Here is a 14,622-nt window from a genome sequence, read left to right as displayed (position 1 = left end):
TGCTCCTTTTTTAAAGCAGGGCAAAGTTAAACCAAACCTTGAATTTTAACAAGGATGAATGCTACCAATTCTTTTGGATGAGCAAACGGCTCACCCAAATATTAAGACCAATTCAAAATGACTTTTCCAGATTGGCCCGAAGCCATAATTTGAAAAGCATTCTGATAATCTTCCACTGGAAAATGATGCGTAATCACTGGCTTGATGTTTAATCCGCTTTGCAACATGGCAATCATTTTATACCAGGTTTCAAACATTTCCCGACCATATATCCCCTTAATCACCAATCCTTTAAAGATCACCTGATTCCAGTCAATGGCGGTTTCTTGCGGTGGGATACCGAGCATTGCAACATGTCCGCCATGATTCATGGATTTCATCAATTCATTTAAAGCCATGGGATTGCCCGACATCTCCAATCCGATATCAAATCCCTCAGTCATGCCAAGCTCATGCATGACATCTTTAATGGACTGGTATTTAACATTAACCGCGCGGGTGGCTCCCATTTGGCGAGCCAAATCAAGACGGTAATCATTCACATCGGTAATTACAACATGACGTGCACCAATATGCTTGGCAATGGCGACAGCCATAATTCCGATGGGGCCAGCGCCCGTGATTAAAACATCTTCCCCGACCATATCAAAAGCTAATGCGCAATGGGTGGCATTGCCCAGAGGATCCAAAATCGAGGCTTGCTCACCGGTGATGTTATCTGGCAAAACCAATACGTTTGTAGCGGGCAAGGAGAGGTATTCAGCGAAACAACCCGGACGATTAACACCGACACCCAGAGTATTACGGCAAAGGTGCCGTTTACCAGCGCGGCAATTGCGGCACATTCCACAAGTAATATGGCCTTCGCCGGAAACTCTTTGCCCAACCTGTAAACCTTTTACTTCCCGACCAATTTCAACAATTTCACCATAAAACTCATGTCCTACTGTCATGGGAACAGGAATAGTGGCCTGGGCCCATTCATCCCAGGAATAAATATGAATATCCGTTCCGCAAATAGCAGTTTGATGAATTTTAATAAGCACGTCATTCACACCGTACTCCGGCATTGGAACATCTTCCATCCAAATACCAGGTTCAGGCTTTGCTTTTACCAATGATTTCATGTGTATTCCTCTGAAAAAATTATTTGAGCTGCTCCACTTGGACTAAGAAATAACGCCAAGTTCTCGGCCAACCTTGGCAAAAGCTTCCAAAGCTTTATCTAGATGCTCCACTTCATGAGCCGCTGACATTTGTGTACGTATCCTTGCTTTTCCTTTGGGAACAACAGGGTAGGAAAATCCAACTACATAAATCCCTTCTTCCAACAATCGGCCAGCCATTTTACCGGCAAGGACTGCATCACCCAGCATTACCGGAATAATTGGATGCTCGCCTGGAACCAACTCAAAGCCCAGCTTAGTCATATGATTACGAAAATATTCGCTGTTTCTTTTAAGTTTCTGTGCCAATTCATTGCTGCTTTCGAGCAAGTTTAGTACAGCTATTGAACTTTGAGCGATCATTGGGGCCAAAGTATTGGAAAAAAGATAGGGACGTGAGCGTTGACGCAACCACTCCACAATAACGGCGTTAGCGGCAGTATAACCCCCCGAAGCTCCGCCAAGTGCTTTGCCCAAGGTGCCTGTAAGAATATCTATTTTATCCGCAACACCACAATATTCAGGTGTTCCGCGCCCATGTTCACCCATGAAGCCAACGGCATGCGAGTCATCCACCATAACCAGGGCGTCGTAGCGCTCAGCCAGTTCACAAATGGCGGGCAAATTGGCAATTATGCCATCCATGGAAAACACACCATCTGTAGCAATCAGACGAAATCGTGCCCCTTTTGCGGCCTTTAGTTGCTCTTCCAAATCTTTCATATCATTGTTGGCATAGCGATAGCGTGCGGCTTTGCACAAGCGAACCCCATCAATAATGCTGGCATGGTTTAAAGCATCACTAATAATGGCATCCTCAGGACCGAGCAAGGTTTCAAATAAACCGGTATTGGCATCAAAGCAAGAGGAGTAAAGAATGCTGTCTTCCATACCCAGAAAATTACTCAATTTTCTTTCCAGCTCTTTATGAGGCGTTTGAGTGCCGCAAATGAAACGAACAGAAGCCATCCCATAGCCATATTTTTGCAATGCTTTTTGCCCTTCGGCTATGAGCGTAGGGTTATTGGCCAGGCCTAAATAGTTGTTCGCGCATAAATTGATTACTTCATGATTTTTAACAGTTACCGCTGCCTGTTGTTGGCTGGTGATCATTCTTTCTTCTTTATATAATCCCTCTCGCTTGAGTGAATCTAATTCAGATTGCAGGAATTCGGTAAATTGTTCTAGCACAGTAATCTCCTTAATCGCCTTCAAATAGCAGGCGGCGATGATAACAAATTTTAGACAACACCACTATGAATTCACTCTCTTTTTTGGTTTTGTTTAAAAGTATCTGTTGAAAATGGGAGTTTCATGCCTTAAGTAATCGCACCTTTTACCAATTCTTGCTAAAATCAGCGCAACGATTTAACCTAGACATTCAAAGTGATGGTGATTTTTAAATGACAAGTCAAAACGCACGCATTAACATGGTGAAACAACAGCTTCGCACCGGCGATGTCTTGGATGAAACCATACTTGCTCTCTACGATGAGGTACCACGTCACGAATTTGTTCCAAGCGGAATGCAGCACTTTGCCTATTCAGACATGCAAATTCCCCTTAGCCATGATCAAAGGATGATGACTCCTCTTGAAGAAGGAATATTGTTGCAGGCATTAAAAATCAAGAAACATGAAACAGTTCTTGAAATAGGTACTGGCACTGGCTTTTTAACCGCCCTGTTAAGCAAGTTGGCAAAAAAAGTCATTAGTATCGATTACTATCCCGATTTCACCAATTACGCGAGACGAAAGCTGCACGAACATCATTGCAACAATGTGGAATTAATAACAGGCGATGCTTGCCGCGGCTGGATGGACAAAGCACCTTATGATGTGATGGTATTCACCGGTTCCCTCGAACAAATTACCGAGACCCATCGCTTGCAACTTTTGCCCGGAGGACGATTGTTTTCAGTGGTTGGGAGAGAGCCTGCCATGCAGGGGCAACTCCATACTTTGAATTACGACGGCAATTGGCACGCAAGGGATCTTTTTGAAACCAATCTTCCCCCTTTGATTAATAAAATGAAACCGAAGGAATTTGTTTTCTAGGACAAGTTCGATATGAGAAAAACGCTTTTTTGCTTAACGTTAACTGTTGCCATCTCTTCAGGGTCTTACGCTACTGATCTAATGGATATTTATCAACAGGCGCTTGATAATGATCCAGTTTTTAAGCAGGCTTACAGCACCTATATGTCCAATACGGAAGCTATTCCACAAGCCCGCTCTGCTTTGTTCCCCCAACTGTTGGTTACCTCACAAGCTTCAAGAAATATTGAAAATGTCAAAGCAGGAGGAGCATCAGTCGAAGCAACTTATAACAGCAATCAATGGCAAGTAACCACTTCACAAGCTGTTTTTAATTATCAAGCCTGGGCTCAAGTTCAACAAGCCAAAGCATCGGTTAAAGCTGCGCAGGCTACCTTCAATGATGCCGCCCAAAATTTAATTTTACGAACGGCACAAGCCTATTTTGATGTCTTGCTTGCCCGAGATACATTGAATTTTGCCGAAGCAAAACGCCGTGCAAACAAACGACAATTTGAGCAAGCGGAACAGCGCTTTAAAGTAGGTCTGGATGCCATTACTTCGGTGTATGAGGCAAAAGCAGCCTATGACCAGTCGGTTGCTGAGGTCATTTCGGCACGAAATAATCAAATCAATCGCAATGAGGACTTGCGCAGGCTAACCAATCATACCTATGAATATTTATCGCCCTTAAGGGGTAGTAGAATTCCGTTGATTAAGCCCGAACCCGATAATGTGGATGAATGGGTAAATACAGGCTTACAACAAAATTACAGCCTCTTTTCGGCCAAATATAATTTGCAAGCTGCTCGTGAAAACATCAGGGCTCAGGCTGCAGGGTCTTGGCCTACGTTTGAAATTCAAGGCAATGCCTTACAGATTCATAATCAATCCTCAGGAACTTCCTTTTTTATCCCAAGCAGACAAACTACCGCCAATGTCGCTCTGGCTATGACTTTCCCAGCTTTCCAGGGAGGATTGGTGCAATCGCAAACGCGTCAAGCCCAGTTTGATTTCCAAACCTCAAGCGAACAATTGGAACAAACTTACCGGAATGTGGTGGTGAATAGCCGTATTGCCTTTAATACCATCATTGACGGCATTAGCAAGGTTAAAGCCGACAGGCAAACCATTATTTCGCAACAAAATTCTTTAGAAAGTACTGAGGCACAGTTTCAGGTAGGAACCCGCACCATGGTGGATGTTGTTAATGCTCAGCAAAGATTATTTGAAGCGCAAGAACAACTTGCCAGAGACCAATATAATTTAATTAACGCCCTGTTAAATTTAAAATATATGGCTGGAACTTTAAACGTCAACGACCTGGAAGAAATTAATTCCTGGTTAGAAACCACAAGAATTAGCGATTTTCCACCACCTAAACGCGTGGTCAAAAAAGTCATTATTGTTAAACCTCAAGGTAAAGCCGTGATGAATGCGGCAATAACAAAATAACTGAACCCGCGCAAATTCTTTTAGCTCTTTTAATAAATGGCAGTCAGGAAAATCTCACTGCCAACTTACAACTTGCGAATCAACCTAGATTGACGGGCCATCACTTAGCGTTGATGCTTGAAAGCTTTCTTTTATCTGTTCACAAAGATTAAATAGAAAATTAATGTAATCAAATACTATCCCTGAGCTTTCTACTCTTTGAATTTTCCACTCCTTCTTTATATCCTGACTAAGGTGGCCAGCAATGATTAACACACTCAGCGATTCTATTGCCTTATGTTTGATGAAGTAGTCAGGATTAGCGGCCAAATCAACCAGGACTGCCAGGGAATCCATTTGAACATCGGGTGAAGCTTTGTGAAAAAGAACCAGCGCAGTATCCATGCAGGCCATTGTGGTTTCATTCTTTAAACCTCTATTTATTAGCTGTTCAAGCTTCCTCATACAACAATCAATCTGGTCACGGCTTAGATGATTACTCAATCCATAAATAACTTGCAGGACGGATTTTGTGTTTGGGCAAGACTCCTCATCAAGAGTTTTCATGGCCATATCAAAAATGCCTTGATGGGCTTCTGCTGGCATCTGGGGCATGTACAGTTTGCTCACTTCTGCGATGGGGAAGTCCTGATTTTCACCGCCATCCACTAACATTTTTAGAATTGCATCCTGAATAATTTGCAATATCTCAGGTTTTAATTGAGGTTTTACAGCAATGAAAAAATTCATTAACAAACCAGACTCGCTGCTATTCCAATTTACATGGGTGATCTTTGTAACTGCATCAGTGATTTGGGAAGATTCCAACACACCAGCCAAGGCAGTTAACATAGAAATTGCCAGTTCAAGAGATATTCCGCTTCCTAGAAGATACATTGCATGAGAAAAGAAATCATGAATTTGCTGTTTACTTAAATACTTAGCCAATTGATTCAAAGCATTAAAGGCAGCTTCACGTATCCCTGCATGGCTGTTTTGAACGATTAAATCTTCAATGGTTTTAATAATTTGCAGTCTTTTTTGCTGGGTCAGGAATTTTGCTGACAGACATAGCACCTCCAAACACAATTGTATCTGTTTCAACTCCTGCTGATCAGGGGAGTTATGTTTTACATTAGCATTCAGCAATTCAACAAGGATATGAACTATATCGTCGAATTCTGGTAAAGAGCTAAGGGAGTTTATACTTGGTTTAACAAAATCCTCAAGGAGTGAATTACGCGTTTTTATTATTCGATGTTGATAACAATTCTCAATTATTTTAAAAAGCTTTTGCCTTTGCTCTTCATTCAGCCTCGGCGTTAAAGCAGCCAAGGTTTTGAAAGAGGCTAATTGCATTGGGCTGGCATTGTTAATTGCAAATTTATACACAAAAGAAAATGCAATATCCAATTCAGAATGAGCAAGTTGCTCAACTACTTTTTCTAACAAGAGCAGACAGCGTCTAGATTGGGGGACAGTCGGCGCATCCTGCTTCAGTGTGTCCAGAGCAACTTCTTTGCATTCATTAATATTGGATGCAAAGAATTGTTGAATCATTCTGCTCGCAAATGGATGAGTATGCATGGGATAACACAATCCAACCCTCAGCATCTCTTGTCGTGTTTGTAATGGCAGCCGAATTTTTATTTGTTTTAAAATGTCCCAAGCTTTATCGCTTATAGCCAAATTCTCTTCAGCAAGCCATTCAGTCAACAGGTGTTCGATTTCATAGGCATCTTTAGGATGAGCTAACCGCGACAGATTGGCTAAGCAGTCCAAAGCGGTTAATTGATTCTCTTGATTGCCTTCATTATTGTTAAAATAGGACAGACAACGCTGAATCAACTCACCCACTGTCTGTAGAGAAATTCCTGCTTTTTTCGCCAGCACTGCCAGACCACTGCAGCGGGCCAGGGAGTTCCAGGAAGGCCTGCTGATTGCATCCCAGATGATTGCCTCATCTTGTGGGAATCCTAACTGAATACCTTGCGAAGCCCAACCCTTTAATAATGCAACCTGGGAGTCTCGTGCTTGCTCATCGTCTTTTTGAAATAAAGCTTTTAATGCTGCGGCACGATGAATGCTACTTACTTTGAAAATAGTTTGGACGAGCTCGTGAGCAGACAAATTAGAATAGATTTGTACTAGAATAGACGATGGAACATTACTGAAAAATTGATTCATAAGACACCTGGCTAACTTAAAAACTTTATTGACAAAATGTAGGCAATTTGTAGTTTCTCATTGCTGTTGTACTGTTTAAATGGGTAACTCTACCCACAAAAATATTTTGCTCCTTGTCCTCGCCTTGATTATTCGAATCCTTATTAATAACCATTTGAATAACGGATTGAGCATGTCATTATAAGTGCTGGTCATTTCAGGAGGAAATAAGTGAGCATTCAGGAATTACTCAAACAATTGCAAGCTCTGATAGAACATCAGGATTGGGGCAAAGAAGTCAATTTTAATGGACTTAGAGCTTTTAGCCGTAGTCTCGTCTTTTTTCATAACCCCTCTTATGCACTGGAATACAGTCAACTTAGTGAGGAAGAATCCTTAAGCCCGAAGGGAATTACTGCCATCAACCGCCTTTTAAAGAGCAATGCAGCACCCGAATTAAAAGTCGCTCAGATAAAGAAAAAATTAATGGAACTTGGTTATGATGGCCAACAAGGTAATAAAGGCTGGGTAAGAACAGAAAAAACGCATCAAGCGTACTGCTCAATGGCTAAAGCGATTATGGATTTTGAGAAGAACAAACTGGTTGTTAAGGACAATTTAACCCATGCTTACCTTTAAAAGAAAGCACTCACGCGAAACTTGCCTATTACACATAGGCAATTGCCTAAATTTTGCGATAAACTTGCCAATTTATCTAACCAATAGGTTGTAACGATGTCCCTGGCTCCTTCTGCTATCGAAAAGAAATTATTGCATTATACGGGTAAAGCAATTGCTGATTTTAATATGATTCAACGCGGCGATAAGGTTATGGTATGCCTATCCGGAGGGAAGGATTCCTTCAGCCTGCTAACCCTTCTCCATACCTTACGTCGCCGCTCAAATAATAAATTCGAACTATTTGCTTTTACTCTTGATCAAGCCCAACCAGGCTGGAACGACAGTCAACTTCGAGCTTGGCTTAATGACAGGAACATTCCTTTTGAAATCCTTACACGAGATACTTATAGCATTGTAAAAGAAAAAATTCCTGAGGGTAAAACTTATTGCTCCCTGTGTTCCAGACTCCGTCGTGGAATCATTTATCGCTACGCCGAAGAGAACGGTTTCACAAAAATTGCATTGGGACACCATCGGGATGATCTAATCCGTACCTTACTCATGTCCATTTTATACAATGGTGATGTGCGCTCTATGCCGCCTAAGCTTTTGAGTGACAATAAAAAACACATTGTCATCCGTCCGCTTTGCTATGTCCAGGAGAAAGACATAATTCAGTTCGCTAAAGAACAAGCTTATCCGATTATTCCTTGTAATCTCTGCGGATCTCAGGAAAATCTGATGCGCAAGCGTGTAGCTAAATTAATTGATCAATTGGCGGAAGAAAACCCAAAAGTTCCAAGTAATATTTTACACGCCTTGCAAAGTATCAAACCCAGCCAGCTTATGGATCAAAATCTCTGGCAATTCAGAAACCTGGAGCAGGAGTTGATAAATCCCGTACTTAGTACCGCTGAAGCAATCTTGCTGGAAGAAGATTTGGAACCCATTGATGAATCCTGATTTTTGAAAAATATGGAAATATCTGCAATGCTGTAAAAGAGGTTTACATAAAAGTAAAGATAATTAACTTTTGTGTAAAGAATCAGGTTCACAATATAAACAAACTGCGTTAGTATAGGATAACTAAACTCAGGCGTAGAATATTATGGAAGCAGCATCGAGAAATTTACGTAAATTTCGGGTTTATAAAAATCGGTTTTTCAAACAGGATTTTATTGCCGCCATTGTTGTTTTTCTGGTGGCAATTCCTCTTTGCCTAGGCATTGCCCTGGCCTCTGGAGCCCCATTATTTTCAGGAATTTTAAGCGGAATCATTGGAGGGATAGTAGTAGGGGGTTTAAGCGGTTCCCATGTGAGCATAAGTGGACCCGCTGCAGGCATGGCAGCTGTGGTCTTGGCAGCAATCAGCCAACTGGGTGATTTTAACAGCTTTTTGTTGGCGCTTACATTGGCGGGACTTTTACAAATCCTCATCGGTAGTTTCAAAGCCGGCTTCATTGCCGAATACGTACCCTCCAATGTGGTACAAGGTTTATTATGCGCCATTGGTCTATTGCTCATTATCAAACAATTGCCCTTGGCATTTACCTTATCTGCTGATTTAACTGAGTGGGTGTGACCTCGCATTAATGTAAGAATATTTCTGAGCACTCTCTTTATATGGTCAATTTAAAATCACATGGCTCTTTTTGTTTTCAATTAATTCATGTATAATTCATTTTTAAATTATCCCAAGTGAATAGAATTAAGGTGAAAGTATGCAATCCAAATCCGAGACTTTTAATGAATTACCACCAGAACTTAAAATTGAAACCGCTCAAAATTTATCCAACCGTGATTTAGTAAACTTAGCTCAGACATCAAAATATCATTTGGCTTTGTTTAAACCGGTGATTGATGTTCGTAAATTATTGCATCATGTGACCCGCGGGGAACATGATGCGGTTAAAGCGATGTTAAAGCAGGACATAAATTTAATGTTTAAACGGGGCAAAGTGACCGATTGTTCTGGGCGAGAATTTGAGAACATAAGTGGCTTTGAATACGCACTGTGGGCTCTGGATAAACACATGTGGGCAGCAATGATTGCGTGCATCCCTCAGGATGAAGAAGGCAAAAAGGTATTTGCACGATTGTATGCTCAATACAACAAAGTGAACACGGAGGGAGTCACTTATAGGCTTAATGGAAAAACAATCACTGAACAGCATTTTGATTTCGAAAATACCATCATTAAAGAACTGCAAACGCAAGTAGATTCAATCAACGCGCCAGGAGCTAAAAATTGGGAAGACATAGATAATCAGTGGCGAGAAGGTGTAGGTAGTGCCGAAAATCTTTTTCCTATGCATGTTGTCTATGAGTACTGCTCTAATGAACCTTTTTATCCTGTGCCGAAATTTACCTCGCAGCCTAAATCATCAAAGCAGTTTTATAATTGGATAACTAAAAAGGATGAAAATTGGTTTAGTGTTGATTCTAAGTTGTCGGTTGATTTTGCTATATATAAGGGGCGGTGGGGGGTGCCTGCCGGCGGCCGCTGGGGGCGTGGTGTGCTAGACGATTTGGATGCCATGACGGCATTATGTAAAGTAAGAACAAACGATTTTATCGATCTCAAATCGCAACTTGAAGACCAGATGACGCTAGATAATCATCACCAAGTGTCTCAGATTTGACCGAATTGACATCATGTCGATTAAGCAGTTCGGCGGCGTAAGCCGCCACATGCTTATCCCAGCATGAGTCCAAAAACCATAAAAGCAAGTCCTGGTATAACCAGTGTGCTGCTGTTCTCACCCACCACAGACACCATCGATGCAAGTAACTGATGATGCGCCGGGGAGAAACCCCATCTTTGACCATCCAGTTAACTTGCTCGCGCGCTTTGCGCAATGTTCTTGCATGAGGAACAATGTGTGTTTGCAAAAGAGGCTGCTTTTCGGGTTGCCAAATTGTCTCTACCCCCCCCCGATTTGGATTGATTTTGTTCAACTTGCTCCGTGTTAGGAACGTTTACAACAGCCTGTGTCATTGTGGTGTTATCCAAAGGTTGCGTCTTTGGATATTGGATGCCTAAAAAATGGAAGCCTTTATCAATTGACCCAATACGCGTTTTTTTACCGGACAAGCGTAGGCGCCTTTCCTGTAATACTTGCATTAGACGCTGTTTACAGCGATTGAGACTGCGCTTGGTTTGGCACAGGATAAGAATGTCATCCTGATACCGAAAGTAAGCCACATCCATTTCATTGAATGCGTCATCGAGTGGTTTTAAATAAAGGCCACTAAAAAATTGGGATAAAGGGCCGCGTAACGCAATGCCTGTATCTGGATTCTTATAACCTCTTGGTGTTTCAATTGGATTGACTATAATGCGTTCCAACATCAAATTCAGTTTAGGATCATGGTAATGTGCCTGAATATCCTTGACTAATTGATGATGTGAAATAGATTTATAATACGATTTAATATCCGCGCGAATAAGGTACTTTGGCCTCATCTCTTCAAGAACTTTTTTCACTTGCTCCGTTGCATACTTTACCCCGCTTGGACCATGAAGGTGATAACAATTAGGGTTCATGACAAAAGGAAATGTGGGTTTTAATTGGTGCAGCAAAACATGTTGCAGGATACGGTCGGAAAGATGGAGTTGGTCAATCATTTCCTCTGGAAAATAACAACGCTTAAGAAATCGTGGTGTATAACTGCCATCGATTAGGGCATGAACTCCTTCAACTAGCCAATCATCTAATTCTCGTGCTAAAAAATGAATATCATGGTTATGGTGGGCGTGATGTTTTTGTTTATGGATCTTGGCAAACAGTTTCCGGCCTATATCCAGCATTGAAATCAGATCCCAGCGTTTCATACTTTATTTCTATCCTTGCTTCATCCAGGAATCCATTTATCTGTTTTTATTAATGGAACACCCAATAACGAGTCCTCCAACTTGACTGCTAAACCAGGTATTATATTATCGCCATTTTAAAACGGATTTGTAGTAATTGATATGGCTGAAGTGATTGCTGTAAATGGTGATGAATTAGTGTTGCAAGTACGGGTTAAACTTGATGGCTCCATGCTGAATATGGAGGAGGCCATTCAATCCGCAGTCAATGAAGTGGGGAGTCTTGCAACAGCAGAGGCATTAAAGCGGTTTGATACCACTGGGGCACCTATTCAAATAGGCAATGTTCGGATGACAAGCAAGGGGAAAGTCCGAAAATGTTATGAGACACCTTATGGTGCTGTTCATTTGGAGCGTTACGTTTATCAAACCTCATCTGGAGGAAAAACCTACTGTCCTTTAGATGAACGAGCACGAACTCTTATCAGTTCAACGCCACGCTTTGCTAAACAAGTTTCTAGTAAATACTCACAACTCAGTGCACAAGAGGTCATGGATGATTTTAAAACCAATCATGGCCGTCCAGTAGCCCGTTCTTTTCTACAAAATATTGTGGATGTGGTGGGCTCAATTGCTCAAGCTGTGGAAGCAGACTGGATGTATGAAACGCCTAAAATTGATGACGTCGTTAGCACGGTATCTGTGAGTCTTGATGGTACTTGTGTGCTCATGGTCAATGAAGGTTGGCGAGAAGCCATGACAGGAACAATTACTTTGTATAATAAGATTGGAGAACGATTGCATACTATTTATTTAGGGGCAGCGCCAGAATATGGCAAGGCGAACTTTTTGGAGCGTCTTGAGCGAGAGGTGTACCGCATTAAATTGCAATACCCTAACGCAACCTATGTGGGTATTGCTGATGGTGCACGAGTGAATTGGGATTTTTTAGAGAGCCATACCCAATATCAAGTGCTCGATTTTTTTCATGCAACTGAATATCTTGCACAAGCTTCTCATGCCATGCATCCAATCGATACTTCACTGCGGAAAATTTGGCTCGATTTAGCCTGTCACCGATTAAAACATGAGTTTAATGCAGCCTCCCAATTGCTTAGTGAAATGAGTAACATGCTACCCAATAGACAAAAACAGGGGCTTGTTGACAAACTAAAAAGTGCAATTACTTATTTTAAAAATCAAAGGCAACGAATGGATTATAACTTTTATCAAATGAACAATTTGCCCATTGGCTCGGGGGTTACCGAAGCGGCTTGCAAGACTCTCATTAAACAACGCCTCTGCCAATCAGGAATGAAGTGGAAAAATCAGGGTATTTCAATGGTTCTGCATTTAAGAGCGCTAATATCAACCAAAGGTCGGTGGGAACAATTTTGGGAGCGTATTAATCAAGCAGGTTTGATCGGTCTGGCAGAAATTTGCTAATTATTTATAAGAAACAAAACAGTACATTAATTCGAGGTCATACCCAACTGAGTTAAAATCTCATCTTCTGGAATCCACTGAAAGTCTCACTTTCAACCCCCTTTACAATTTGGCTTATCACATCAACGAAGGGGCGGCGATAATTTCTTTAGTTTCCTTCATTATTCTCATTTATGCCGAAAAAACGAAGGCAAAATGGACTCAGATCATCCCAGCACCCATTGTTGTGGTAGCAGCCGGCATTTTAATCAACGAAGTATTTTTACTCAGCAACTCTTCACTGGCACAGAACAATCCGCATTTGGTTAATATTCCTCAACATGATGGTTTTTCAGATTTCTTCAGCCAACTGCAATTTCCAAACTGGAGTGCCTGGCAAAATCCAAAAATTTATGTCTATGCCTTAATCATTGGCATCGTAGCCTCACTGGAGACCTTGCTGAATGTAAAGGCGGGTGAAAAATTAGATAAGAAACGCCGAATTTGTTCTAAAGACCGTGAGTTAATGGCTCAAGGTTTCGGTAATACCATCGCTGGCTTGATTGGCGGCATTCCCATCACCTCCGTTATCGTAAGGACCTCTGTTAACATTCAATCAGGGGCGAAAACAAAAATGTCGGCCGTTTTGCATGGTATCTATATCTTTCTTGCAGTTTTCCTTATAGCAAACTGGTTAAACAAGATTCCTCTCTCCACCTTGGCCAGCATATTGATTTTTACCGGTTATAAATTAACAAAACCTTCAATTTACAAAACGATCTATTCGCAGGGACTCGATCGCTTCATTCCCTTCCTGGCCACTGTAATCAGCATTGTAGCCTTTAATTTACTGGCAGGTATCCTCATTGGCCTCGCCATAAGCTTGTTCTATATTTTAAAATCCAATAGCCAATCTCGTCTGGATATTGTGAAAGAAATTTATCCCACTGGTGTGACTCAGCGCTTGATCCTTCCTCAGCAAATCACGTTTTTAAACAAAGCTTCCCTGATTGCTGAGCTGGATGCCATACCTAAACATTCACAATTGATTATTGATGCCCGTCACAGCACCTATATTGATAAAGAGATTATTGAACTGCTCAAAGAATTTAAAGACGAACAAGCTCCGTTAAAGCAAATTGCTTTAAATTTAATTGGCTTTAAAGAATCCTATGACATTCATAATTATATTGATTTTATCAATGTCACCACTTATGACGTCCTGGCAACTCTTGCCCCTTATCAGGTTTTAAGTTTATTAAAAGAGGGTAATCAGCGTTTCCTAGAAGACACCCGTATTCATCGAAGCTCGCAAATTGACATTAAATACACCTCGGAAACTCAACATCCGATCGCGGTGGTATTGGGCTGCATCGATTCGCGAGTTCCAGTTGAAACCATTTTTGACATGAGCTTTGGTGATTTATTCTGCGTTCGCATAGCCGGTAACGTAGTGAATGAAGACATTCTTGCCAGCATTGAATACGCTTGTAACGTGGTGGGGGCCAAACTCATTGTGGTTTTGGGACACACCCGTTGTGGAGCAATTCAAGCTGCTTGCGATGGTGTGGAGAAGGGCCATATTACTCAACTTCTTGAAAAAATTCAGCCAGCGATTCTGGCAGAAACCAAAACCGAAACCAATCGCAACAGTAAAAACAGTGATTTTGTGAAAAATGTCACCGAATTAAATGTAGTAAATACTTTGATTCAAATTTACCGAGGCAGCGAAATTCTGAGACAGATGATTGATCATGACAGCATTGGAATTGTGGGCGCGGTATATGATGTAACCAGCGGAAAAGTTAATTTTGATGACTACACCTCTGTACTTGAAAAACAGGAAGAGTTAACTCAAGGCAAGTTAAAGTTAAAGATGAAAAAGGTAGTGGAGCAGGCTAAAAGACTCCCTACTGTCGTAGTAAACGAATCCGTCTAGGATGGGGTGCTTGCTGGCTTA

At 41.4% G+C, this 14,622-nt stretch carries 10 protein-coding genes and 2 pseudogenes; 8 read left to right on the top strand and 4 right to left on the bottom strand.

What is annotated here, in order from left to right; all coding sequences use genetic code 11:
• Positions 1–101 precede the first annotated feature (101 nt).
• Together tdh and EL203_RS03575 are read right to left on the bottom strand one after the other, a co-directional pair.
• On the bottom strand, positions 102–1,127 hold the full coding sequence (tdh, locus tag EL203_RS03580; RefSeq protein WP_058470484.1) for an L-threonine 3-dehydrogenase: 1,026 nt from the start codon (positions 1,125–1,127) through the stop codon (positions 102–104).
• A 42-nt stretch (positions 1,128–1,169) separates the two neighbouring features.
• Positions 1,170–2,357, bottom strand: coding sequence for a glycine C-acetyltransferase (locus EL203_RS03575; RefSeq protein ID WP_058470485.1), 1,188 nt, complete (start codon positions 2,355–2,357; stop codon positions 1,170–1,172).
• Between the two features lie 212 nt (positions 2,358–2,569).
• Between EL203_RS03575 and EL203_RS03570 the strand changes: the two genes are divergently transcribed.
• Both EL203_RS03570 and EL203_RS03565 read left to right on the top strand, forming a co-directional pair.
• Complete coding sequence (locus EL203_RS03570) at positions 2,570–3,223, top strand: protein-L-isoaspartate O-methyltransferase family protein (protein WP_058470486.1); 654 nt, start codon at positions 2,570–2,572, stop codon at positions 3,221–3,223.
• Between the two features lie 12 nt (positions 3,224–3,235).
• The gene (locus EL203_RS03565; RefSeq protein WP_058470487.1) at positions 3,236–4,657 is read left to right on the top strand and encodes a TolC family outer membrane protein; all 1,422 of its coding nucleotides are present in this window, start codon (positions 3,236–3,238) and stop codon (positions 4,655–4,657) included.
• Positions 4,658–4,741: 84 nt separating this feature from the next.
• On the opposite strand, the gene EL203_RS03560 is transcribed toward EL203_RS03565, so the two are convergent.
• Positions 4,742–6,823, bottom strand: a complete 2,082-nt coding sequence (locus EL203_RS03560) for a hypothetical protein (protein ID WP_058470488.1) — start codon at positions 6,821–6,823, stop codon at positions 4,742–4,744.
• Positions 6,824–7,033: 210 nt separating this feature from the next.
• On the opposite strand from EL203_RS03560, the gene EL203_RS03555 reads away from it, so the two are divergent.
• The 4 genes and pseudogenes from EL203_RS03555 to EL203_RS03540 all read left to right on the top strand — a co-directional run bounded on the left by EL203_RS03555 (position 7,034) and on the right by EL203_RS03540 (position 10,065).
• Positions 7,034–7,441 carry a hypothetical protein gene (locus EL203_RS03555; RefSeq protein WP_058470489.1) on the top strand — a complete coding sequence of 136 codons (408 nt, stop codon included), beginning with the start codon at positions 7,034–7,036 and terminating at the stop codon, positions 7,439–7,441.
• Positions 7,442–7,537: 96 nt separating this feature from the next.
• Positions 7,538–8,386: a tRNA 2-thiocytidine(32) synthetase TtcA gene (gene ttcA / locus EL203_RS03550; protein WP_058470490.1), complete on the top strand. Its 849-nt coding sequence runs from the start codon at positions 7,538–7,540 to the stop codon at positions 8,384–8,386.
• A 145-nt stretch (positions 8,387–8,531) separates the two neighbouring features.
• Positions 8,532–8,996 (top strand): annotated as a pseudogene (locus tag EL203_RS03545) (SulP family inorganic anion transporter); the annotation flags it as partial.
• Between the two features lie 148 nt (positions 8,997–9,144).
• Positions 9,145–10,065: a hypothetical protein gene (locus tag EL203_RS03540; RefSeq protein ID WP_058472088.1), complete on the top strand. Its 921-nt coding sequence runs from the start codon at positions 9,145–9,147 to the stop codon at positions 10,063–10,065.
• A 191-nt stretch (positions 10,066–10,256) separates the two neighbouring features.
• Here the strand turns inward: EL203_RS03540 and EL203_RS03530 are convergent, their stop codons facing one another.
• Complete coding sequence (locus EL203_RS03530; RefSeq protein WP_232004012.1) at positions 10,257–11,258, bottom strand: reverse transcriptase domain-containing protein; 1,002 nt, start codon at positions 11,256–11,258, stop codon at positions 10,257–10,259.
• 141 nt (positions 11,259–11,399) lie between these two features.
• Between EL203_RS03530 and EL203_RS03525 the strand changes: the two genes are divergently transcribed.
• Both EL203_RS03525 and EL203_RS03520 read left to right on the top strand, forming a co-directional pair.
• Positions 11,400–12,683: an ISKra4 family transposase gene (locus tag EL203_RS03525; RefSeq protein ID WP_058472089.1), complete on the top strand. Its 1,284-nt coding sequence runs from the start codon at positions 11,400–11,402 to the stop codon at positions 12,681–12,683.
• Positions 12,684–12,732: 49 nt separating this feature from the next.
• A pseudogene (locus tag EL203_RS03520) lies at positions 12,733–14,601 on the top strand (bifunctional SulP family inorganic anion transporter/carbonic anhydrase); the annotation flags it as partial.
• Between the last annotated feature and the right edge of the window lie 21 nt (positions 14,602–14,622).

It is taken from the genome of Legionella jordanis, assembly GCF_900637635.1.
Classification (GTDB): domain Bacteria; phylum Pseudomonadota; class Gammaproteobacteria; order Legionellales; family Legionellaceae; genus Tatlockia; species Tatlockia jordanis.
This window is presented reverse-complemented; position numbering and strand designations above follow the sequence as displayed.